Genomic DNA, 23,929 nt, shown 5'->3' on the forward strand with positions numbered 1-23,929 from the left:
AAAAAATTTAAAGGGGGTATTCAGGATTTCTTAAGAATTTCTTAATATTTAGCCTTTCTAAATATTAAGATTTGCCCTTTACACTGAAGTTAAGTGAAAAGGAGTGAACGATGATGATTAAAGTAACGAACTTACAACATACATTTTCCATCGGTAAACGCGGAAAGGAAAGACAGGTTCCGGTACTGAGAGATGTATCATTTGATGTTAAGAAGGGGGAAATCGTGGCAGTCGTCGGGAAAAGCGGATCGGGTAAATCAACACTGCTTCAGATTTTGGCAGGCTTTATGAAGCCGGAACACGGTTCGATTGTAGTAAACGCACAGGAAATTGCGGCATTTAATGAAATTCAGAGTGCAAAATTCCGTTTAGAAAACTTCGGCTTTATTTTTCAAAACTTTCAGCTCATGCCAAGTCTGACGGCATTTGAAAATATTGAATTGCCTTTAAAACTGCAAGGGATGAACGTATCTGAGCGCAGAAAAAGGGTTGAAGTGATCATGAAAAAGGTCGGGTTAACTGAGGTGACGGACCATTATCCGAATGAACTATCAGGCGGGCAACAACAGCGGGTTAGTATTGCGCGTGCCCTTGTGACCAATGCACCGATTTTGTTGGCCGATGAGCCGACAGGAAGCCTCGATTCAGAGACAGAGCAGGATATTTTAATGCTTATTCAGCAGCTGAACCGCGAATTGGATTTAACATTTATTATTATTACGCATGATGAGGAAGTAGCGATGATTGCGGACAAGCGCTTCCGCATGCATGACGGTCAATTAGTGAAAGAAGGGGAACACAATGCTATTTAAAGATCAGGTAAATTTTGTGATGCAGCATATTAAGAAAAATAAGCTGAGAGTATTTATGACAGTACTTGCCGCAACAATGGGCTGTGCGTTTTTAATCGTGCTTGCCTCAATCGGCTTTGGATTACAGGATTCAATTGAAGATGAGATTCTATCGAGTGAAACGGTGACACAAATTGAAGTGCTTGGCAGCCAAGCGCTGTTTACTGAAGAGGAAGTAGCAGATATTGAAGCAGTAGAAAATGTACAAACGGTGTTAAAAACAACAAGTGTGGATGCTAATGTAGCAGGCTATATGGGGGACCGTGATACGTCTACATCAATACGTTTAGTGGACTTTACTGATTATGCATCGGTAGCGAAACCGTTATCGGAAGGGAAATATCCTGAAAACGAAAGAGAAATTATTGTTGGTTATCATTTCGGCCAATCATTATTGAATGAAGCGGACCGCAAATTAATTGAGGAAAAATCAAAGGCAGCAGAAGCGGAAGGCACTTATTACGACGGTGCTGAAGAAGGGTACAAGGAGTCGCTTATCGGCAAGGAAGTGGAGATTGCTCTAAGTACACATGAACAGCCGGATGTACTGTCAGAGCGTATGACGTATACGATTGTCGGTGTTATGCCAAAGCCGTCATACGAATGGGCAACTGAAAACAGAATTTATATGATGGATGAGCAACGTGAAGTAATTGAAGATATGTATAGCCAAGTAATTGCTGATGTAGAGGTAGCTAGCGATTTTCAGCTGTTTTCTGAACGCTTCGATATTTATGCAAAAAGCTTGGAATATGTAAAGCCGATTTTAGAAGAGCTACGCGGAAAAGGCTACGGTGTGTATTCCGTTACTGAACAGCTGGATGAGTTAAATGTCTTTTTCCTAGTGTTGAAAGCAGGACTTGTTTTTGTTGGAACAATCGCAGTACTGATCGCATCCATCGGAATTTTCAATACGATGACAATGGCGGTGACAGAACGTACGCGTGAGATTGGTGTATTAAAAGCAATTGGAGCCAGCCCAAAACTGATTCAACGACTGTTTTTAATGGAAAGTGCGTTTATCGGAGTTATTGGAACAGTTCTTGCAATTGCAATTTCATATATTGTAAGCTTTGCATCGAATGCGCTATTGCCGCTTATTTTAAAGGCAGCAACAGGAGAAGATGGATTCAACAATGTACAATTCTCAGCGATCCCATGGCAGCTCGTAGTGATTGCTGCTGCGATCAGTATCGGCGTGGCGATGATTTCAGGTTTGCGCCCGGCACGTAAAGCAACGAAAATTGAAGTAATGCAGGCGTTAAGACAGGAATTATAAAAAACTATATGCCGTTGTAAAATAAGTACATTAAGATTAATAAAATAAATAAATTTAAGGGCCAAACATATTTTAGTTGATGAATATGTTTGGTCTTTTTAAATTCTCAGGAGATACGTTGTGGATAGGAAGCAGATTGATGAACAGTAGAAAGTGTTAGAGTAAACCCGTATAATACTTATTCAATGCAGGTCGGTTACAGCTCATTTGCAGGTGATGGCCAATGCAATAGCATCAAGAACACCTCTTTTTAAATGCTTACCCGAATATCTGCTATTACAACGCTCAGCAGTTCTTCCGTATAAAAGAGCAAGTTACGGTTCCATATAATGGAGAAAGTTTCATAACCAACGAGAATAGGCTGGGACATAAAAGAAGTACTGTTGAATAAGAGGAAAAACCTTATTAAGAAACAGATATTTTATAAAATTGATTGGAATGAAGGGCGACTCCTACGGAAACAGCACGACGCCTGAGACTACAGGCTCAGGCCGTGCTCGTGGAAAGCGTCCCGGAATGGAAATCAATTTTTAACGAACAGCAAAAAAATGCTATTTTTCTCAAAGAGAAAAATAGCATTTTTGGGCTATGTCCCAGCCGCTTCTTTTAGATGATCGTTCCCGCACAATCATCTGCAGGTAGATGATTTTTTGATAAATCTAAGCGCAGCTCGGGAACTTTCAGAAAGCTCTTGATGGCAAGGGCACATGCTCCCATCGCACATGCATCTTTGCCAAGATCCGAAAGCTTCAATTCACGGTACTGGCTGACCGAAGACTTCAACAGGCTTTTAATGCGATCGATGGCGCCGGGATACATTTTCAGCACCTGGCTATTGAGTACAATTGTTTCGGGGTTATAAAGATTGATAATATTATTCAATCCAATTGCCAGAAATTTAAAGAATTCATTAATTTTTCGGATTATAACCGGATCTTTAGCTGCAAGCCAGCTTTCCACATCTTCGTAACTGAGATTGCTCTTGTTTTTGAGAGTGGCGAGATCCTGCAGGAACCTTGCTTCTGAAGCATACATTTCCCAGCAGCCTTTATTGCCGCAAGTGCAGAGCTTACCGTCTGGAACAACAATCATATGGCCCATTTCGCCAGCAAATCCGTTATAGCCTTTCAAAAGTTCGCCTTCCATGATGATACCAAGTCCCATGCCAGAATACATAGAAATAGACAAAAGGTTTTCGCTGTCCTGGGATTTAAAGACTTTTTCAGCAAAAGCCGATGCATTGGCATTGTTCTCGATTAGCACGGATACACCGGTTTCTTTTTCGAGATCGACTTTCAGGTCCTTGTCACGCCATTGGTGCTGAGGGACAAAAAAAGCTTTCTCGTTTTTTCCCACAGTGCCATGAACGCCGATGACTGCGCCGATTAAACCGTAGCGGCTGTCCGAACATTGAGCCTGAAATTTAATGATTTGCGTAGCCAGTAGTTCCACAACGGTTTCGTAATTTGAAGTCTCCAACGGAATAATTTCAGTATGTACAGGATAGCCGAGTAAGTCGGAAAGAATATATGTGATATTCTTATGATCCAGATCGATGCCTAGTGCAAAACCATTTTGACGGTTTAATGACAGCATGACGGGACGTCTCCCTACATTATGGTGCTCCTGATGCATTTCATAAATCAGCTCTTCATCTAGCAGATCTGCTACCTGCACGGATATTGTGGCTTTGTTCAAGCCAACCTTTTTTGACAGGTCGGCTCTGGAAATCATGCCATGTTCGATGATTTGCTGCAGAATCAAACCTCTGTTTATCTGTTTTATATAAGATCCGTCTACCGTAACCATATCATTTTCCTCCATTGCTTAATCATTTTGCCCAAGCCTTTTTGGCCGTGACTGCAGTCGAAGTTATCTATAACTAAAGGATACCACAAAGGCTTGCTAAGGTTAGGGCATCACCTATAAAAATTACATTTTCGAGCGAAATAAGGGAGTTTCGAATGACAATCCGGTTTTTTAAAAGGAAGCACTGTACAAAATAGGGAAGCTTTGAAATAATTATCTGAATAATCTTTTAATAAAGCACTCTCAGATAATTTAATGAACAATGTAAGCACTTTCAGCTAATGAAATTATCTGAGAATCATATAAAATGGGGGTAGATTCATATGAAAGGTAAATTAGTAATAGAACAGCCGCTTATGGTGCATTACAAGATGGAAACATACTGGGATTATATCGATTACCATTCCCATCAAGAATATGAGATTTATTTTTTCCATGCCGGATCATGCCGTTATTTGATTCACGACCAGATTTATGATCTTGAGCCAGGAGATATTCTGTTAATGGATGGCATGGCTCTACACAAACCGAATATATCGCCGGACAGCGAGTATGTTCGCAGCACAATCCATTTTTCACCGCAATGGATGGAAAAGGCTTTAGAGGCAGTGGACGGTTTGCATTTGCTGGCCGTCTTCGAAAAATTGCATTACTGCCTGATCCGTACACAAGAGAACGAAGAATCAAAAGAGTTGGAAAAACTGGTACAGCGCCTTGAAGAAGTGCAACGGAATAATGACTTTACAGGTGTCGGAAAAGAAGCAAACACGAAAATCCTGCTTCTGCAGATTCTGGTTGCCGTCAATCAGCTTGGCCAAGTCCATTCCTTGAAAATTCCAAGCAAAAAAGCTGAAAAAGAAATGCATGCTGAGAATATCGCTTCTTTCATACAAGGAAATTTCCAGATGAAATTGTCGATTGAGTCGATTGCGAATGCATTGAACTTAAGTAAATCGTATACTTCACATGTCTTCAAAGAGATGACCGGCTTCACAATCATGGAATATGTGATGGGTTGCCGTTTGAACCGAGTCAAACAATTGTTGGAAAACGAACCTGAGAAGACCTTAAAAAATATTGCGCATGAAAGCGGTTTCGAAAGCATTTCTCATTTTAGCCGTTATTTCCGTGAAAAAGTCGGGATGACAGCAAAAGCTTACCGAAATCGAGAATAAAATACGTGGGAGGAGAATGAATATGAAAAAAGTGAGATTAGGAATTATCGGTTTGGGAGCTCAAGGGGGCGCTTATGCAGGCTTTATCGCTGAGGGCAGAGTACCGAATATGGAAATCGGGGCAATCTGCGATATCGATTCGGCGAAAAAAGAACTGGCGGCTGAAAAATATCCGTCTGTGCCGTTCTATGAAGACTACATTGACATGATGGAGAGCGGCAATGTCGATGCTATCATCACTTGTGTCCCGCACTACCTGCATCCTGAAATGGGGATCCAGGCGCTGAAGAGAGACATTCATTCTTTATTGGAAAAACCAGCTGGCGTCTACACGAAACAAGTGAAGGAACTAAATGATTTTGCAGCAACTAAACCAGAGCTGACATTCGGCATCATGTTCAATCAGCGCGCCAATGAACTGTATCAGAAAGTTAAAGAAATCATCGATAACGATGAGATTGGAAGCATCCGCCGCACAAATTGGATTATCACGACTTGGTGGCGTCCTCAGGGCTATTATGATCAAAGCGCTTGGAGAGCAACTTGGGAAGGTGAAGGCGGCGGTGTGCTTGTAAATCAGGCTCCGCATCAGCTGGATCTGATGCAATGGATCGCCGGTATGCCGAAAAAAGTCTATTCCAATGTCAAATACGGCTATCAACGAAACATCGCGGTGGAAGACGAAGTGACGGCAATGTTCGATTACGGCAATGGCGCAACAGGCGTCTTCATCACAGCAACTCACGACATCATGGGAACGGACCGTTTTGAAATCCACGGCGACAAAGGAAAAATCATTGTTGACGACAGCAAAAAAGTGACCATCAAACGTTTGAAACGTCCGGAAGCTGAAATGAGTGCGAGCATGGACATGCAGGACGTTATGAAAATTTTCATGGGGGGTGGCGCAGACGACATCTATGATGAAGAAGTGCTGGAATTCAAAGACGAATGGGGAGTACAGCACACAAGCGTACTCAAAAATTTCGCGGACAATGTCCTGGATGGTACACCACTTCTCGCACCAGGAAGCGACGGAATCTATGGAGTGGCATTAGCCAACGCAATTCATCTATCAAGCTGGCTCGGCAAAGAAGTTGAATTACCGGTAGATGAAAATCTGTACTTCGCTGAATTATCGAAAAAAATAGAAGAAGAAAAGAGCTTGTTAATCCAAAAATAATAATAAAAACAACTCATCACCATTGCCGGTGTTGATTTGTTTTTTTAAAGAGGGGGGAATCCATATGCTGAAAATAGGAGTCATCGGATTGGGAGATATTTCAAAAATACATATTCCAGCCATTCAAAGCAACCCCTATGTCGAGCTTGCCGCAGTTTGTGATATCGACCCGGAGATGGAAGGCACAGTCGAAGGGCCAGTGTTTTACACCGATTACCATAAGATGTTAGAAAAAGAAACTCTAGACTGCGTCCATATTTGCCTGCCACATCATCTTCATTACACGGCAACAAAAGCATGTGTTGAAAAAGGTATCCATGTCTTTCAGGAAAAGCCGTTGGCGCTGGATGCGAATGAAGGCAAATCGTTGGTTGAATTGGAAGCGTTGAATCCAAATATCAAAATCGGGATTTCACTACAAAACCGGAGGAATGAGACAGTTATAAAGCTGCTGGAGATTTCAGCAAGCGGGGAATATGGAAAGATTCTAGGTATAAAAGGACTTGTCGCCTGGTTCCGTCCGAAAGAGTATTACGACATCAAGCCTTGGCGTGGCCAAATGAAGTATGCGGGTGGCGGTGTGATGATCAATCAGGCGCTTCACACGATAGATCTGATGCAATTGTTCGGTGGAGAAATTAAGACAATCAAAGGTTCCATCGATGAATTGCTGGATTATGGATTGGATGTAGAAGATACGGCAACGGCCCGCATCGAATTTATAAATGGAGCGAAGGGTCTATTATTTGCGACGAATGCCAATGCGGAGAATTCATCAGTGGAACTCGAATTGCTATTTGAAAAAGGTAAATTCACAATTAAAGATAGCATTTTGACCGAGACACTAGTGGACGGAACGAAACTGAAGTTAGAAGAAGATCGGAAATTGCCGGGCATGAAATTTTATTACGGCGCAAGTCATGTGAAATTGATCAATGAGTTTTATGAATGCATCCGGCACAATACCGATGGTTATATTAAAGCAAAAGATGCGCAAGTATCAATGGAAATGATTGATGCCATCCGTCAGTCAAGCATTAGCAGAAAACAGATTGCAATGGGGGTATATCAATGAAAAAAGGGAAAATCGGCGTACAAATGATGATGCTGAAAGATAAAGTCGAGGAAATCGGCGTTTACGAAACGATGAGAAAAATTAATGAACTGGGATATCGCGCAGTGGAAGTCTCGCAAATCCCAATGACTGAAAATAATGTCTCTGAGCTGAAAAGAGCCAGCCAGGATTTCAATATCGAAATAGCAGCTTTATCAGCTTCGCTGGACCCGATAATGCCAGGAATGCCAGGCGAAACATTGACGGATGACTTTAATAAAATTGTTCAGGATTGCAAAACACTGGACTGTAATTTCCTCCGCATCGGCATGCTGCCGCTGACGATTATGGGCAACAAAGACAAAATCATGCAGTTTATCTCAAAAGCGGAAGGCATGGCGCATAGCCTGGCAGAACAGGGAATCGAACTATACTACCACACGCATCATGTCGAGTTCCAAAAATTTGATGGTGAGTACCTTCTTGATTTGATTAAAAACAATACGTCCAAGCTTGGTTTCGAGTTGGATATTCATTGGATTCAGCGCGCTGGTGAAAATCCGGTTGATATTATCACTCAGTATAAGGACCGGATTTCTTTATTACATCTAAAGGACTACCGCATTGGCCAATTAGACTTGAATGAGGAAGATTTCAAGGATATGCCAAAGTTCTTCAATAAATTTACAAATTTAATTGAATTTGCGGAAGTCGGTGAAGGGAATATGAATATCCCGGCAGTCATTGATGCAGGGCTTGCAAGCGGCGCAAAGTATTTCCTAGTGGAACAGGATGATACGTACGGTCGCGACCCGTTCGAATGTCTGGAAATTTCAGCGCAGAATTTACGTAAACTCGGATATGCCGACTGGTTCGAGGCAACGGTTAAATGACAGGAGGTCGAAATAAATGAGTAAAGACGGAATGACATATGCGCCGAAAGGAAAACCGAATCCTGTAGTGAAGGAAGGTGAATTTTCGATTGCGGCTGCCGCTCTTGATCATGGCCATATCTATGGAATGGTCAACGGCTTACTGGAGGCAGGCGCGACATTGAAATGGGTTTATGATCCGGACTCAAAAAAAGTGGAAGAATTCGTCGAGAAATTCCCACAAGTGGCAATAGCAGAATCGCTCGATCAGATTCTGGACGACCATGAAGTGAAACTGGTCGCCGCAGCTGCCATTCCTTCGCAGCGCAGTGCACTTGGAAACCGGGTAATGGAATCCGGAAAAGATTATTTTACGGATAAAACACCATTCACCACGATGGCCCAATTGGAGGAGACGAAGCGTGTCGTTAAAAAGACCGGGAAGAAGTACATGGTTTATTTCAGCGAACGTCTTCATGTTGAAGGTGCGGTTTTTGCAGGACAGCTTATTAAGGACGGTGCAATCGGCCGAGTTATTCAAGTGACCGGTTTCGGACCACACCGTTTGAATGCAGAAAGCCGTCCGGACTGGTTTTTTGATAAAGAGCAGTACGGCGGAATCCTTTGTGATATCGGCAGCCATCAGATTGAACAATTTTTATATTATGCTGGCTGTAAAGATGCGGAGGTTCTGCACAGTAAAGTCGGCAATTACAATAATCCGGACTATCCTGGGCTCGAGGATTACGGAGATGCCACGCTGCTTGGAGATAATGGTGCCACTCAAATTTTCAAAGTCGATTGGTTTACGCCTGACGGATTGCGGACATGGGGTGATGGCCGCACTTTCATCACCGGAACAGAAGGTACCATCGAAATTCGCAAATATCTGGATGTGGCGCGTGAAGAAACGGGTGATCACTTATATCTTGTTAACAAGGATGGCGAAAAGCATTACAGTCTTTCAGGGACTGTGGGCTATCCGTTTTTCGGGGAATTCATCAAAGACTGTATCAATCGCACTGAGAATGCTATGACGCAAGAGCATGCATTCAAGGCAGCTGAGCTTTGCCTAGTCGCACAGGAACAGGCTGTCGTCGTCTCGCGGTAAGTAACAAAGCAATAAGGAAGCCGTTCCGCTAGCTGTTTAATATACTGGAAAGTGAAACGGCTTTTAAATCAAGTTTTCTGAGTATTGAAAAATCTGATTGATTTTGTGCTTACTTTTAGTTTGTTGACTAAACAAATAGTGTTTCCACATCAATCTTATAGTAAGCACAAAAATTTCAAGAAAATATTGAAAGCGCCTTCATCAAATATTTGAATCGAAAGAGAAGCAACAAAAAATTCTTATGGTAGAAAAGAGGAGATTCAATGAAAGCTGCAGCACTCAACGAAGACCATACGTACCATAAAGCAAAAATTTGGCAGATTGGATTTTTCACACTAAATAACACGGCAACCAATTTGTATATGTTCATTTTAGCGTTTGTCACTTATTACGCTACAGGCATTGTTGGATTGACAGTTGTGGCTGTCAGCACCATTTTGACATTGATGCGCGTATTTGATGGGATAACAGATCCGATTATCGGCTTTATCATCGATAAGACAGAATCAAAATTCGGTAAATTCCGTCCGATGATGGTTATAGGGAATATCATTTTAGCGGGATCTATTTTGATTATGTACAATGTCACGCATCTTTTGCCGGAGTCACTCCAATTGGTATTTTTTATCTTAGTCTATGCAATTTATGTCGTCGGGTATACGATGCAGACAGCTTGTACAAAAGCGGCTCAGACGGTGCTGACGAACGATCCGAAACAACGTCCGCTCTTTGCAGTATTTGACGGTGTCAACAACACGATATTGTTCACCGGTGGACAAGTATTTATAGCCTCCTACTTAGTAATCAAGCATGGTGGATTTACAATGGCTTTATTCCATGAGTTGAATACTTATGCCATACTCGCCGGTTTTATATTTACAGTGCTGGCTGTCATAGGCATCGCGAGCAAAGATCAGAAAGAATTTTATGGCCTCGCAGATTTAACAGTACAGACGAAGTTTCGAGATTATTGGCCGATTTTAAAAGGAAATCGACCGTTGCAAATGCTTATCATTGCAGCTTCCAGTGATAAATTAACGTTAAGCGTCTTGCGCCATGCAGTTGTTGTAGTTATGTTATTTGGAATATTACTGGGGGATTACAGTTTAAGCGGAACGATCTCAATGATTATCATTGTACCGACGCTGCTCATCACTTTTGCGGGAGTATGGTATGCACGCAAAACAGATTTGAAAAAAGCTTTTGTCATATCAACTTGGATCGGTCTCTTAGCGTTTGGGATGTTGGTGGCTTTCCTCTTCACGATTGATCCAACAACAATTTCACTTAGCGATATGGGTCTTGCCACAATCGGTTTTATTGTCTTGTACACATTGGGAATGGGCTTCGGAGCGTTGCCATCTGCCTTAGTTAATCCGATGATTGCCGATATATCCGACTATGAAACATTTAAATCTGGCCGCTATGTGCCGGGGATGATCGGAACACTGTTCTCCTTCGTCGATAAATTGATTTCGTCGCTGGCTCCGGCTCTTGTCGGTTTTGCGGTAGCATTGATCGGCTATAAAGAAACTTTCCCTGAAATTGGAGATACGTTAACAACTTCCTTATATGGAATGACTATCTTCCTGGCATTTGGAATTCCGGTTCTTGGGTGGATTGCTTCTTTAATCGCAATGAAGTTCTATCATTTGGATAGCAAGAAAATGGCTGAAATCCAGACTTCAATTGCTGAAGCTAAGGAAAAAGCTGAAGAAAAAAGAATGAGTGAACCATCTGCGGAACTAGTAGGTGAAAGTGAAGATATGCTGAACACTATTCTAAATCCGAAGTGAAAACTACACAGTCCTATCTAGAATGGGAATGTTGTTTTCAGAAAATTAAAGTAATTAACTGTAAAAAATGGATATAAATTAAGGACAAAGCAAAAGCGGTTCTCCCCAAATCAAATTGTGGAGGACCGCTTTTAGTTGCTTACATAGAGTTCACTTTACCGTTAAAATATAAACTAAACGATTATTTAGCTTACGAAGCTCTACGCATTGATTTCATAATAAAGCTTACAATGAACACAAGTATAATTGCACCTATGATAGCTGGGACGATATAGAAATCAGAAACTTTAGGTCCCCAACTTCCTAGAAGCATACCACCAATCCATGCACCAACAATACCTGCGATAATATTACCGATAATTCCACCTGGGACATCTTTACCTAAAATTGCTCCTGCTAGCCAACCGATAACCCCGCCAATTATTAAGAACCAAATAAAACTCATAATTTCCATCTCCTATTTTTTATTTTAACTATTTCGCGATAGTGTTTTATAACCTTTATTGACCTCTTTCAAACATTTATAAGAAAAAAAGTTGTGAAAATTTTAATGGAGATTGTGGATGGTACTCAAGAATTTTTGTGAAATGTCTAGTTTCTCAAAAGAGTTTCCAACAACCGCAGCTGTTGTTCCAGCTGAAAATAAGCCCGTTCTGCTTGCTCAAGTGTGACCAATTCGAAATGAAGAGGCTGTTTTGGGATGAGCTGTGCAACACGGTGCAAATCGGCCGTAATAATTTGTGCGATTTTCGGATAGCCGCCCGCTGTTTGTCGGTCCGCCATCAGCAAAATGGGCTGTCCGCTTGGAGGAAGCTGAATCGTCCCGATAGTAACGGCTTCAGAAAGCAAATTAAACGGTTTTTCCAATGAAATCGCGCTTTGCCCTTCCAGCCGGTAGCCCATGCGGTCGGCTTCAAGTGAAATTGTATAGTGCTGTTCGATGAAGTGTTGTTGCATTTGAGGGCTGAATTCATGCCACTCGGTCCCTTTTAATAGGCGAATAGGTTTTCGCTCATAAAATGGATCTACTTTGATTTGATATGTATGATATGGAATGGTCGATTTTTCATAAGGAATCGAATCACTTGCTTGAAGCGGTCGTCCATGAAAACCACCTAAGCCAGCTTTTAAATAAGTGCTGCGGCTGCCGAGTATTTCATCAACAGAAAAGCCGCCCGCAATACATAAATAGCTTCTTGCACCTTTTCGAATGGCACCGCATTTTAATACATCTCCTCTATTGATGGGAATTACTTTATACATCGGAACCTGGTTATCGTTAACTGTTGCGTGCATTTTCCCGCCTGCCAGTACAATCGCAGTCTTTTTCTCAAACTCATATGAACCACCAAGTAACGTCATTTCAATTGCTGCTTTATTTTGCTGTTTAAGCAGGGCATTGCCGATGCGGAAAGCGACAGCATCCATGGCACCACTTACAATAACACCGTATTGCTGGTAACCGATACGACCTGCATCTTGAACGGTGCTGAACAACCCGGGTTTAATAACGTTTAGCATGAAGTATCCTCCTTAACCTCGACAAAGCGTATGCGGTCACCGGCTCGCAGTAATGTTGGCGGATTTTGTTCCGGTAAAAATAATCGTTTCGTCGTACGGCCGATTATTTGCCAGCCTCCTGGTGTTGAGAGTGGGTAAATGCCCGTTTGCTCACCTGCAATACCGACGGAACCGGCCGCAATCTCAAGTCTTGGTGTAGCACGGCGCGGTGTTGCAATGTGTTGATCCATTCCACCTAAAAACGGAAAACCCGGCGCAAAGCCGAGCATGTGGACGAGATATTCCTTGGATGTGTGGATTGCAATCACTTCTGCTGGTGTTAAGCCATTGATGTTCGCAACCTCCTTTAAATCAGGTCCATATTCACCACCGTATAGCACGGGAATCTCTATTAACCGACTTTCTTGGGGAACTTCCTTCTGTTGGTGCTCAAGCAAGGTTTTAATATATTGCTGAACCTTTTCAGCACTCGTTGTTGTTTGGGTCTGCTGCAAATATTTCTGCACTGTAAAAGGATCGTAATACACACAGAAGTTTGTATAGCTAGGCACAATTTCGATTAGCCCCGGGAATGGCTGCTCCTGTAAAATTGCAATGGCTTGCTGGATTTGCTGGTGGGTTTGTTCGTTAATCGTCATACTGAACTGAACGAACAGTGCCTTGTCGCTAAGTTGTTTGAATTGCAGTGCCGGCATGAAATGTCACCTCATTATTGGAATGAATCATTATGTATGGCATGATAATAGCATAACATTCAGATAATTCCAAAGTTGGGGGAGACATTATGTTTCGAGTAGATATTAACTGTGATTTAGGAGAAAGCTTTGGGCGCTATAAGCTGGGGGAGCAAGAGGAGATTCTTCGTTATGTTACGTCCGCCAATATCGCGTGCGGATTTCATGCAGGGGACCCGTCAGTCATGCGCGAAACGGTGGAGCTTGCGATTAAGAATAATGTGCAGATCGGTGCCCATCCAGGATTGCCTGATTTAAACGGTTTCGGGCGGCGGGAAATGAACATCTTATGGCAGGAAGCATATGATCTAATTGTTTATCAAATCGGTGCACTGCAAGGGTTTTTGACGGCAAAAGGCGTGATGATGCAGCATGTGAAGCCACATGGAGCACTTTATAATATGGCGGCGGTAAATGAGGAGCTTGCCGATGCCATCGCAAAGGCCGTTTATGATATATCACCGGAGCTTCTTTTATATGGTTTGGCATCAAGTCAATTAACTGCTGCCGGTGAAAAATACGGCTTACATACAGTCCATGAAGTATTTGCGGACCGTACATATCAGGCGGATGGTACATTAACATCACGCACTATGCCAAATGCACTTATAACAGACGAAGCAAAGGCGATTGCACAAATTATTGAAATGGTGAAAGAGGGGACAGTAACCTCTGTTCAGCAAACGAAAGTAGCACTGCAGGCACATAGTATTTGTGTGCATGGAGACGAGGAGCATGCGGTGCAATTCGCAAAACGCGCACGTCAGGAACTGGAACAGCAGGGGGTAAAAGTTCAGGCATTTCGAGCGTTTGAGTGAGGTCTAATGGTAAGTGAGGATTAATTGACCTCAAGTGAGGATTAAGTGCAAGCATCTGAGGATTATCCCGATGAAAGTGAGGATTAATTACCCTCAATTGAGGAATAAGTACAGGCATCTGAGGATTAACGCAAAAAGAGTGGCGATTATAAACCACCACTCTTTTTTAAAGTTACTTTTAATGATACGGTAAAATTTCAGAAACCGTTATAAATTCATAGCCCTCCTTTTGTAAGTAGGCAAGGACAGGCTCCAGTCCATCTGCTGTAGATTGGTGGATATCATGCATTAACACGATCGCGTTATTATGCAATGCTTTTTTCACCATCGGGAACAGCTTTTCTGAATCGCGGTATTTCCAGTCGAGAGTATCAATCGTCCAGTTGACCGATTTACATGGTATTGCGTTACGAATCTCCTCATTAATCGCCCCATAAGGTGGGCGGAAAACAGTTGAATGTTCGCCGGTTGCATGAATAATCGCTTCCTCTGTGGAATTGTACTCCTTTTCAATTTCAGCAGGAGACATTTTCGTTAAAACAGGATGCGACCACGTATGATTACCGAGTTCATGACCGCTATCAAGCACTTCACGTACTAAGCCCGGATAATATTGCGCGCGGCTTCCAAGCATAAAGAATGTCGCCTTGGCATTATACTTTTCCAGAAGCTCTAAAATCTGTTTCGTTACTTCCGGGTGCGGACCGTCATCAAATGTAAGGGCAATCCGTTTTTTTGATGAGTCCTTATCAGTAGGAATGATTGTACTTTCGGATTGCATCGCTATTTGGAAATCAGATGCTAAAAGCGGGTTGATGAATGATAACGGAATTTCAATTACTGGTACACCTGCTTCCGTTTTTGCCACTTCACCTTCATTAAAGTAAATGAATAGGGAGTCATCTTTCAATGCAAAACGTTTAAATAAACGCCATTTTGGCTCGGTAGCGAATGCGAGCTTCTTTTCTAATACATCCTCTTTATAAGCTGGATTTTTAAGCAATTCCGATTGGATATGTGCTGCAAAAGTTTTTAGACTTTCTAAATCCTCATTTAAAAGATCACGAATATCAATCAAATCGCCTGTTTCATAATCAATTAGAAACGTTTGAATCGTTGTTTGTTTCTCTTCGGTATTTAAAATCATTTTATTTGTTAAAACAAAGGAGTAATAATGATCATGCTCGAATGTTTCAACAGTTATCGTTAGGTCGCCTGCTAACTTCTTTGAACCCTGCTGCAGGCGCATCATGCTTATGTAATATTGTTTTGATTGTTCTATATAAGTCGTTACCGTGTTATTAAAAGTTTCGTATTCCGTTAGCGGATATTGAACGGTATAGGGCAATCTCTTGTTATCAGAGCGATCTGTAACAATTTTTATTCCCGGGAATTTTGATGCTTCCTCCGTAATGGTATGCTCTTTAGCGGATGTTTTGTCGCTGGGCCGGAAAATCGGATCATCGCTTAAAAAAGTTAAAAAAACGATAATGGCACCTAAAAAGCCGATAGCACCAATAAGAGTTAAATCAATCCAAGGACCACGCCGTTTTCTGTAAGGGTTTGTCATGATGTATCGGGTTCCTTTCTAATTGGGATAATCTATTTCATATTGACCAGAATGAGGGTCATTGTAAACTTTAAGGAAATACGCAGTTCTGTCAGCATAATTTGCACGAAAAAAGACTGTTATTTTCCGATTGCTTAAAGTAATATGAGCTAAGAAGTGGAAGGGGGTCCCTTGAATGAATGCTGAAAATACTGAACTGGCGCTCGACTGCTTTTTGCTCGCTGGTCGTATTATGATTGAAAGCGGTGCTGAAACGTATCGAGTGGAAGATACGATGCTAAGGATGGCCCGTTCTCAAAATATGATGAATGCACAAAGCTATGTTACGCCAACAGGTATTATTTTCTCCCTAGGTAAAACACAGCCTACACAAATTACATCGATTCCAACACGAATTACAGATTTACATCGAATTGTGCTTGTAAACAATGTTTCACGTAAGCTTACATCTCAAATGATAACATTAGAGCAGGCGTATGACGAGTTAAAGAAGATAGAAAAAACAAATTATTTCCTTCCGATTTCCGTTCAAGTTTTGGCGGCATGTTTAGCGAGCAGTGCCTTCTTATTGTTGTTTAATGGAACAATCTCGGATATCCCGGCAGCCTTTGTTGCAGGGGGTGTCGGTCTTTATATTGTGACGATTCTTCATAATATGACCCGCGTAAAATTTTTCTCAGAGTTTTTAGCATCGGTAGGAGTGGGTGCTGTTGCATATCTCGCAGTGCATTTTAATGTTGGTACGGAAATAGACAAAATAATTATCGGTTCGGTCATGCCACTAGTGCCGGGACTGCTCATTACGAATGCAGTCCGCGATTTAATGGCAGGGCATTTCACAGCAGGGATGGCAAAAGGTGCCGAAGCCTTTTTAACAGCGTTTGCGATTGGTTCAGGTATTGCGCTTGTGCTTTCGCTATAAGTTTTTGGATCAATTCGGAGTGCGATCATTCCAAGGTATGATCGATTGGAGGGGAGCGTTCGTTGGTGGAGCATGTTTTAGCTCAAATCGTTATTAGTTTTATTGCGACCGCATGTTTTGGTGTCATTTTTAATGCCCCGATCAAAACAATCCCGGCATGTGGTTTCGTCGGTGCTGTAGGGTGGGCAGTATATTATGTTCTGTTCGAAAGCGGACTGGATGATGTCCGCGCATCCTTTCTTGGAGCATTTGTCGTTTCATTAGTAGCATATTTCTTTGCACGCAAGTTTAGGATGCCGATGATCATATTTAGTGTTTCCGGAATTATTCCACTTGTACCTGGAGGCATTGCATACAGTACGATGCGCAATGTGATGGAGCTCGACTATATTGCAGGTCTGGAAAATGGCATGCGGGCATTTATGATTTCCGGCGCGATTGCAATGGGACTTGTATTTGCGGAAGTAATGATGCAGATTATCCTGCGTATAATGAGAAAAGGTAGAACTTCGATTCAATCCTTTACAAAAGTGAAAAAGAGAAGCTCGTAAAGCACTGATCATCAGTTGCCTTACGAGCTTTTATTTATCCTAATAAAGAAGAAATTTCTTCTGTAGAACTTGGTTTGCTTACGAAGTATCCTTGGATGACCTCACAGCCGATGCTTGTCAGGATCTGCATTTGTTCTTCTGTTTCCACACCTTCCGCAACAACCGTCAAATTCATTGATTTTCCTAGCTGTACCATACCGTTTACGAGCTGCTGGTTTTTTTCTGATTTCAGCGAGCGAATAAATGTCTGGTCAATTTTTAAAATTGAAATTGGCAGAAGTTGCATGTAACGGAACGAGCCGTAACCTGTACCGAAATCGTCTAGCGCAAAGACGATGCCTTCATTTTCAAGTGTCCGCATTTGCTTAATAATTCCTGTTTCAGCTTCAGCTTCCAATGCAAACTTTTCGGTAATTTCGATTTGCAGTAAATTTGCCGGACATCCAGTACGTTCAAGTGTTTCCAAAATGGACTTGGCCATATTTTTATCACGGAACTCGCGCACGGAAGAGTTGATGCTAACTTTGATCGCATGGCCCGCATTTTTCCATAGGACCGCTTGTTCACATGCTTTTTCCAGCATAAACGAACCGATATTATTAATGAGACCTGTCTCTTCCGCGATAGGAATCAGTTCATCAGGTGATACAGCGCCGATTTCTTCATCATCCCAACGGACTAATGCCTCGACAGCTGTGATTTTACCGCTTCTTAAATCAAGTTGAGGCTGGTAGAGAACATGCAGGTTTTTCTGATCTAATGCAAGCAGTAATCGCTTTTCAACAATTGATCTGCGGTTTAACGCAGCATGTGAAGATTTTGATAATGAGACGATGCTGTCACCGCCCGCACTGCGTACAGAAGCGATCGTAGCCAATGATGCCTTCATTAATTGAGAGAATGTCATTTGATCTTCCGGGAAGCGTGTAATACCGCCGCTTAATGAAAGTGGGACTGCTACGTTACCGCTGTAGATTGGATTTTGCTGTAAATAATTCAGGAAACCTTGTGTAAACCATTCTGGTAATGGTGTAATTACGACAAATTCACTTTCATTAATACGAGCCATCGTACTATCTTGGAAATACATTTTCATGCGTTTTGTAAATTCTAAGATAAGGGAATTTCCGGCTACGCCATCATGTAAATCCTTAATTGTGTAAAACTTATCAATACTTAAGTAAACGAATGAAAAATGACGCTGTTCTTCAATCATTTCTCCGATAATTTGTTCCAGGCGGTGGACATTCATCATTCCTGTTTCTGTATCGATATATGCGATTTTCTCCAGTTGGAACTGAATCTTTTTCTCTTTTGTAATATTCCGTTCAATCAGCAAATACTCGTTCTTTTCAAATGTTTGGCCCATCATCGGAATCGCCGTTAAATGTACCCAGTAAAGCTGCTCATCCTTTGTCAATTTCTCAACTTCACCTTGCCAAACTTGCCCGTTTTGCAAGGTTTTCCAAATTTCAAGGACAGCTTTTTCAGATTCAGGATTCTGCGGGAATAATTGCCACAATGTTTTCCCGATGACCCGTTTTGGTGTCCAGCGGCTTGCTGTTAAAAATGGCTGATTTGTTTGAGTAATAAAGCCGTCCTGGTCAAGTGTAACGGTCATGAATGATTGGTGGATCCCGTTTTTAAGGTCGACTAAATGCTGCTGTTCTTCATCCATTAAACGAACTTCTTCATTTGGAATACAAAGAACAGAGATCGCTTGCTCATTTGCAAAGACAGTCGGCTTCGTATAAAGTGTGCAAGTTTTGGAAGATTGACCTTTCAGTGAAAGAGGAATGTTGTACAAACATAACGCTACTGAACTTGTTAAAATTGATTCAATGACATCGTCACCTACTTCTGAAAATAGCGTGTCGTGTATGGACTTTCCGATTAGTTCTTTTGTCTCTTGTGTTGGGTAGTCTAATTGACGGAGATTTCCATGAACGAGTGTACCATTAGGTAAAAGTACAAAAGAAGGAAAAGGGGTATCTAGTAGTGGCTCAGTACTAGTAGAATAGATTTGTTCTTTTGTCATAAGTTAAGTCTCCTTAATTAATTAATTCATATTGCAATTATAATTAAATAACATCGTTTAGTCATTTAAGATGAATTTTTATTTGTAAAAAATAATCATGCATAGGATTATTATACCTTATTATTGGGTAATAAGTAGTTAAATTTATGCACCTTTACTAGAAAAATTGTATCATGAAGTTGTTTTGTTTTTAATGAAAATATTATTTATGGAAAGATAAATTTGAATGGATTCGTGCGCGAGTATTGCGTTACTTCGATAGCTTTACTAAAATAAAGAAATTATAGTAGTTAGAATTGGAGTAGAAAGAATGAATTTATCGGCAATAACAGTGTCGTTTCCTTTAGATGAAGAAACATATGAAGAAGTACAGAAATTATGTAAAACAGCGGCCGTTTGTGATGGCGTACTATTAAATCAAGTCATGAATTTACCGATAGCGAAAAGCTATGAAATACGGGGATTTTATGTACTTGTATATGATGATGAAAAGAATTTGCTGGTCGGTGCGGGTACTGCAGTCGATTTGATGGGATTAAATACGTATGAATGGTCGATGATCGTTGCACCAATGTATCGTCAACTTGGAATTGGTACGGCGATATTGAACGTGCTAAAAGAAGGATTGGGGATGCGTGGAAGTGAAGGGGAGCTTGCATTAATCGTGGAAGGCTCGCATTACGGCAAAGAATTTCTTCAAAAGAACGGGTATTTATACAGCTTTTCTGAAGCAACATTGGAAGCCCGTGCAGAAGTTCTGCAAAAAGAGGGACCTGTTACTTTACGCCCGTTTATGCAAAAGGACACGGAAGCACTTGTCTCGGTTTTCAGTGATGCTTTTGGCGATATTCGTGAAGAGTCATTGGAACTGATCGAGTTTAATACAACGACTGAAGGCCTAGTAATGTGGACCGCCGAAATTGATGGTGAAGTCGTAGGCACAGTGACGACCCGCAAAGAAGGAGAAGTACAGTGGATTACAGCATTTGCAGTTTCTCCGAAGAGACAACGCCAAGGGATCGGCACGCAAATATTAAATTTAGTGAAAGATTATGCGCTACGTTCGGGTGACAAGACAATTTTACTTGATGTGGAAGTCGAAAATATGGCAGCCCTTCATGTATACGAAAAAGCCGGCTTTATGAAGTCATCCCAGCTTGATTATTACATTTATATTGGATTGTAAGCCGTGTAGATTCAAGTGCTTACAAAGATAAAAGAACGGTTATGATTAGTTCATCACAAAAGTAAAGCACCAATCGCATTGAATGACTGCGATTGGTGCTTTTAAGTTAATACCTCGTTCACTTCATTAAAAAAGCCTCTTTCGAAGGGCCAATCAAATAAAGCTCATGCATGGCACGGGTTAAGGCTACATATAGCAGTTTCCGGTCAAGAGGGTTGTCATCGTACGGTGTGTCAAATGACGTAAGAATAACCGCATCAAACTCTAACCCTTTTGCCAAGTGACTTGGGATGACGAGAAGTTTTTGCTGATCGATTGCTGAATTTTCGTCGAGCAGCTGTGCAGGGATATCCGAGTTTTCAAGCTGTCCGATTAACTGAACGGCTTCACCTGTTGTTTTGCAAATGAGTGCAATGGACTGATGCTGACTGGCGCGGATTTTTACAAGCACTTCTTGAATAATATCGGGATCAAACTCTTCCGCGACGATAAATTCAGGCTCTTTTCCATGACGGACAACAGGTTCAACAAGAGGTAAATCCTCATCCATCTGCATCAGGATTTCATTGGCAACATCCATAATTTCAATTGTTGTTCGGTAGCTTTTTTGAAGTGTTGCATACGTTGCGCGCGGGAAAAGAGAAAGTACAGGCTGCCACTCTGTCAGGGACCGGTAGCTATGGATTCCTTGAGCGAGATCGCCAACCATTGTAAACATATCCGTTTCAAGGCCCGCTTTTAGTGCAGCAAGCTGAAAATAGCTGTAATCCTGTACTTCATCGATAAACACGACGCGCATTTTCCACTTCTCATCAATACCTTTGATCTTTGCCTGCAAAAAGTAAAGGGCAGCCAAATCCTCCAGTACCCAACGTTCTTTCTGATGTGCTTTTATAAAATGCGCCACTTCTTCCAACGGCCATTCAGGTGCAACTTCACCTAATAACTCACGATTCGTCAAAAGCTCACGGTACATCTGTTTCACTTTTACTTTCTGGAATTTTTTCATATAGACTGTTGCAACGGATTTTGCTTCCTGTCTAATTTTTGGAACGCGGGCATCCCGTTCATCAATCAGTTTTGTTACTGTACGACGGCGTTTCTCTGCGTCGCGCATGCCATTTAGCGCACGGCCAATTGCATCTTCATAGCGCGTATTCAATGTCGTGAGCACAGCTGCGGTTTTCCGCTTTACCTCTGTTTGAATAACCTTTTTAATACGTTCAAGCCGCTTTTCTACAGGCATATAATGAAATTCTACCAAAAACAGCTTTCGTAAATGCTCGCCTTTCATAATGCGGTATTTTTCAATGAATACATCATCAAACAATGCTGCAAGTTGCTGTTCATAGTGCTCGATATAGCGGTTCATCATGAGCTCGTAAAATGGACTGCCTTTTGTTTTCGAAATCATGGCATACTCTTGCTGTACGGAAGGGTTTGCGATGAGCTGCTCGAGTTGTTCATTCGGATTTTGAAGTTTTAATTTTAGGTTCAGTGCATCAAGTACATATTGTGCATATGTTGTCTGGCAAATTTTATCGACGCCAAGCTCCGGTAATACATCAGCAATATAATCGATAAATAACCGGTTTGGTGCAAGAATCATCAACTGTTCTGGATTGAAATGCTCGCCCATCGTATAAAGGAAATACGAAATCCGGTGGAGGGCAATTGTTGTTTTACCTGAACCTGCCGCACCTTGTACAAGAATCGGCTGGCGCAGATGTGCACGAATAATTTCATTTTGTTCTTTTTGGATAGTGGAGACAATTTCCGTTAACCGGACATCGGCTTTTCCTTCGAGTGCTTCCTGGAGGAGCTCATCATTTGTTGTTAAATCGACGTCCCGATAATTGATCAGCTCGCCGTTTTCAATTTTATATTGGCGCTTGGCAAACAAATGACCGGAATGTGTTTCATCCCGGACATCATAAGAAATATCACCAAGTCGGCCATCGTAATAAACGTTTGCGACAGGGGAGCGCCAGTCAACGATAATCGGTTCATGGGTCTCACTATGGAAAAGTGAAGTCTTTCCGATATAAAGAAACTCCTCATTTTCGTTTTCACGTTGGAAATGGATTCGTGCAAAATACGGTTTTTGCCGAATCGCTTCCAACCCTTCTTTTTGATTACGGGCAAGCTCGAAAAAACGTGTATTCATTAAAATATTCAGGAAGCTGTCACTGGAGTCCAAATATTCCACATTGGCCATCGCGGTACGGATATTTTCCTGTGCCGTTTCAATATCTTTTTTCGAGCTATTTAAAATCTGGTCCATATAATGGATTGTTTCGTGCAGACGCTGTTGTTCCTGCTTAAAATCTTGAGCTGTCATTAAATTTTCCCCCCTAACGTGTTACCACTTTGCAACATGTTCTTCAATGCAGCCAAGCATTTGCTGGATATGCAGTGTTTTGCCATCGTCGAGCTGAATAAATCCATCGTAATAACCGACCATCTGATGAACAGAGGAAACGATGAGTTTCGCATTCGTTTCTGCTACACGTTCAAAAAATGGTGTGAAAGTTAGGTTGACGCGTCCGCTGAATTTCGTTTTGATCGTCCACGGATGCATGAAATTGGTGCGATCATAGTGAAACAGAACATCTTCATGAATTTTCATCATTTGACCGTCGATAAAAATGGCATTTTCGGTCATGCCTGTTCCATCTGTCCATTTACCGCCAAAATTTAAACCAATCCGCTGACCACGAACGCGCTGCGATGCCATGCCCCAGTTCCATGTTGCTTCCCGAGGCCATACACCACGTCCGTAATCGAGTACAGCAAAGCTTTCTTCCGGTGTGAACGTAAAGGTGCGGTTCCCGATTTTTACCGTTCCCGAAGTTGGCAACGTATGATGTTTCGCCGTGAATTGGAATGTCCGGCGATTCCATGGAATGACTACATTAAGGGAGTCATCGTCTTTCGGGTGTGCAATTGTGAGCTCTGCATGCAAAGGATCACCGTCAAAATCAGGCGCGGTTACTGTTAAATGGGTCTCGCGGTTGAAGTATGTAAGTTGAATGGACATTTCAGAATTTTTATATTGTATTGTTTCCAGCACTTGTGTCGGCATTTTTACTTTTGCCCCAAGCGGAATTAAAATTGTTTTTTCAAAGTAACGTTGTGTCTCATATTCGAGGAAATAAACAAAGCATACAGCCGCATAATCCATATGACTGATTGTCGCGGAAAATAAAATCTCCTCCCCATATACACACCAGTAATTCCATTTTTTCTTGCGCATAAAATGCCCTGACAAATTACTGTCGATAATAGGTCTACGTGCAAAACCGATTGCTTCCGGATTTAAGTTACCTTTTTTATCGCAAAGGGCTATCGGAAGAAAAATTTCCCTTTCTGCATGTTGTGTCATCATAATTCCCCCTAACCGTTTCATAATTTCAATAAAATAATTGTATCAAAGATTTACAAAAACAGGGGATTTTT

20 protein-coding genes are annotated in these 23,929 nt (G+C 41.7%); 12 read left to right on the plus strand and 8 right to left on the minus strand.

Features of this window, described 5'->3' with window-relative positions; genetic code table 11:
* Nucleotides 1-113: 113 nt before the first annotated feature.
* Together M3166_RS14660 and M3166_RS14665 are read left to right on the plus strand one after the other, a co-directional pair.
* Entirely contained in the window at nucleotides 114-812 is a 699-nt protein-coding gene (locus M3166_RS14660) for an ABC transporter ATP-binding protein (protein WP_251690608.1), read from the plus strand.
* The gene (locus tag M3166_RS14665; RefSeq protein ID WP_251690609.1) at nucleotides 802-2,130 is read left to right on the plus strand and encodes an ABC transporter permease; all 1,329 of its coding nucleotides are present in this window, start codon (nucleotides 802-804) and stop codon (nucleotides 2,128-2,130) included. The genes M3166_RS14660 and M3166_RS14665 overlap by 11 nt, the downstream gene beginning before the upstream one ends.
* A 606-nt stretch (nucleotides 2,131-2,736) precedes the next feature.
* Here M3166_RS14665 and M3166_RS14670 read toward each other — a convergent pair.
* Nucleotides 2,737-3,939: an ROK family transcriptional regulator gene (locus tag M3166_RS14670; protein WP_251690610.1), complete on the minus strand. Its 1,203-nt coding sequence runs from the start codon at nucleotides 3,937-3,939 to the stop codon at nucleotides 2,737-2,739.
* A 323-nt stretch (nucleotides 3,940-4,262) separates the two neighbouring features.
* On the opposite strand from M3166_RS14670, the gene M3166_RS14675 reads away from it, so the two are divergent.
* From M3166_RS14675 to M3166_RS14700, 6 genes are all read left to right on the plus strand, one after another.
* Nucleotides 4,263-5,114, plus strand: a complete 852-nt coding sequence (locus M3166_RS14675) for an AraC family transcriptional regulator (RefSeq protein WP_251690611.1) — start codon at nucleotides 4,263-4,265, stop codon at nucleotides 5,112-5,114.
* 22 nt (nucleotides 5,115-5,136) lie between these two features.
* Nucleotides 5,137-6,297, plus strand: coding sequence for a Gfo/Idh/MocA family protein (locus M3166_RS14680; protein ID WP_251690612.1), 1,161 nt, complete (start codon nucleotides 5,137-5,139; stop codon nucleotides 6,295-6,297).
* A gap of 64 nt (nucleotides 6,298-6,361) precedes the next feature.
* Nucleotides 6,362-7,372: a Gfo/Idh/MocA family protein gene (locus M3166_RS14685; protein ID WP_251690613.1), complete on the plus strand. Its 1,011-nt coding sequence runs from the start codon at nucleotides 6,362-6,364 to the stop codon at nucleotides 7,370-7,372.
* A complete protein-coding gene (locus M3166_RS14690) occupies nucleotides 7,369-8,244 on the plus strand; it encodes a sugar phosphate isomerase/epimerase family protein (RefSeq protein ID WP_251690614.1) in 876 nt (291 codons plus the stop codon). The genes M3166_RS14685 and M3166_RS14690 overlap by 4 nt, the downstream gene beginning before the upstream one ends.
* 16 nt (nucleotides 8,245-8,260) lie before the next feature.
* Complete coding sequence (locus M3166_RS14695) at nucleotides 8,261-9,334, plus strand: Gfo/Idh/MocA family protein (protein ID WP_251690615.1); 1,074 nt, start codon at nucleotides 8,261-8,263, stop codon at nucleotides 9,332-9,334.
* Nucleotides 9,335-9,597: 263 nt separating this feature from the next.
* The gene (locus M3166_RS14700) at nucleotides 9,598-11,130 is read left to right on the plus strand and encodes an MFS transporter (protein ID WP_251690616.1); all 1,533 of its coding nucleotides are present in this window, start codon (nucleotides 9,598-9,600) and stop codon (nucleotides 11,128-11,130) included.
* Between the two features lie 190 nt (nucleotides 11,131-11,320).
* Here the strand turns inward: M3166_RS14700 and M3166_RS14705 are convergent, their stop codons facing one another.
* The 3 genes from M3166_RS14705 to pxpB form a co-directional block, all read right to left on the minus strand.
* The gene (locus M3166_RS14705; RefSeq protein ID WP_251690617.1) at nucleotides 11,321-11,575 is read right to left on the minus strand and encodes a GlsB/YeaQ/YmgE family stress response membrane protein; all 255 of its coding nucleotides are present in this window, start codon (nucleotides 11,573-11,575) and stop codon (nucleotides 11,321-11,323) included.
* 146 nt (nucleotides 11,576-11,721) lie between these two features.
* Nucleotides 11,722-12,651, minus strand: a complete 930-nt coding sequence (locus M3166_RS14710; protein WP_251690618.1) for a biotin-dependent carboxyltransferase family protein — start codon at nucleotides 12,649-12,651, stop codon at nucleotides 11,722-11,724.
* Nucleotides 12,645-13,346 carry a 5-oxoprolinase subunit PxpB gene (pxpB, locus tag M3166_RS14715; RefSeq protein ID WP_251690619.1) on the minus strand — a complete coding sequence of 234 codons (702 nt, stop codon included), beginning with the start codon at nucleotides 13,344-13,346 and terminating at the stop codon, nucleotides 12,645-12,647. The genes M3166_RS14710 and pxpB overlap by 7 nt, the downstream gene beginning before the upstream one ends.
* Before the next feature lie 89 nt (nucleotides 13,347-13,435).
* Between pxpB and M3166_RS14720 the strand changes: the two genes are divergently transcribed.
* Nucleotides 13,436-14,203 carry a LamB/YcsF family protein gene (locus M3166_RS14720; RefSeq protein WP_251690620.1) on the plus strand — a complete coding sequence of 256 codons (768 nt, stop codon included), beginning with the start codon at nucleotides 13,436-13,438 and terminating at the stop codon, nucleotides 14,201-14,203.
* A gap of 178 nt (nucleotides 14,204-14,381) precedes the next feature.
* Here the strand turns inward: M3166_RS14720 and M3166_RS14725 are convergent, their stop codons facing one another.
* A complete protein-coding gene (locus tag M3166_RS14725; RefSeq protein WP_251690621.1) occupies nucleotides 14,382-15,773 on the minus strand; it encodes a polysaccharide deacetylase family protein in 1,392 nt (463 codons plus the stop codon).
* Between the two features lie 175 nt (nucleotides 15,774-15,948).
* Here M3166_RS14725 and M3166_RS14730 point away from each other — a divergent pair, with 175 nt between their 5' ends.
* Nucleotides 15,949-16,695 (plus strand): threonine/serine exporter family protein, encoded by a 747-nt coding sequence (locus M3166_RS14730; RefSeq protein ID WP_251690622.1) that lies wholly within the window; start codon nucleotides 15,949-15,951, stop codon nucleotides 16,693-16,695.
* A 65-nt stretch (nucleotides 16,696-16,760) separates the two neighbouring features.
* Nucleotides 16,761-17,246, plus strand: a complete 486-nt coding sequence (locus tag M3166_RS14735; protein ID WP_079523805.1) for a threonine/serine exporter family protein — start codon at nucleotides 16,761-16,763, stop codon at nucleotides 17,244-17,246.
* Between the two features lie 34 nt (nucleotides 17,247-17,280).
* Here M3166_RS14735 and M3166_RS14740 read toward each other — a convergent pair whose 3' ends face one another.
* Nucleotides 17,281-19,284 (minus strand): sensor domain-containing protein, encoded by a 2,004-nt coding sequence (locus M3166_RS14740; RefSeq protein WP_251690623.1) that lies wholly within the window; start codon nucleotides 19,282-19,284, stop codon nucleotides 17,281-17,283.
* 310 nt (nucleotides 19,285-19,594) lie between these two features.
* Between M3166_RS14740 and M3166_RS14745 the strand changes: the two genes are divergently transcribed.
* Nucleotides 19,595-20,470: a GNAT family N-acetyltransferase gene (locus M3166_RS14745; RefSeq protein ID WP_251690624.1), complete on the plus strand. Its 876-nt coding sequence runs from the start codon at nucleotides 19,595-19,597 to the stop codon at nucleotides 20,468-20,470.
* A gap of 118 nt (nucleotides 20,471-20,588) precedes the next feature.
* On the opposite strand, the gene helD is transcribed toward M3166_RS14745, so the two are convergent.
* Entirely contained in the window at nucleotides 20,589-22,811 is a 2,223-nt protein-coding gene (helD, locus tag M3166_RS14750) for an RNA polymerase recycling motor HelD (RefSeq protein WP_251690625.1), read from the minus strand.
* 21 nt (nucleotides 22,812-22,832) lie between these two features.
* The gene (locus tag M3166_RS14755; protein WP_251690626.1) at nucleotides 22,833-23,855 is read right to left on the minus strand and encodes a DUF2804 domain-containing protein; all 1,023 of its coding nucleotides are present in this window, start codon (nucleotides 23,853-23,855) and stop codon (nucleotides 22,833-22,835) included.
* Between the last annotated feature and the right edge of the window lie 74 nt (nucleotides 23,856-23,929).

This window comes from Solibacillus isronensis, from assembly GCF_023715405.1.
Taxonomy (GTDB): Bacteria; Bacillota; Bacilli; order Bacillales_A; family Planococcaceae; genus Solibacillus; species Solibacillus isronensis_B.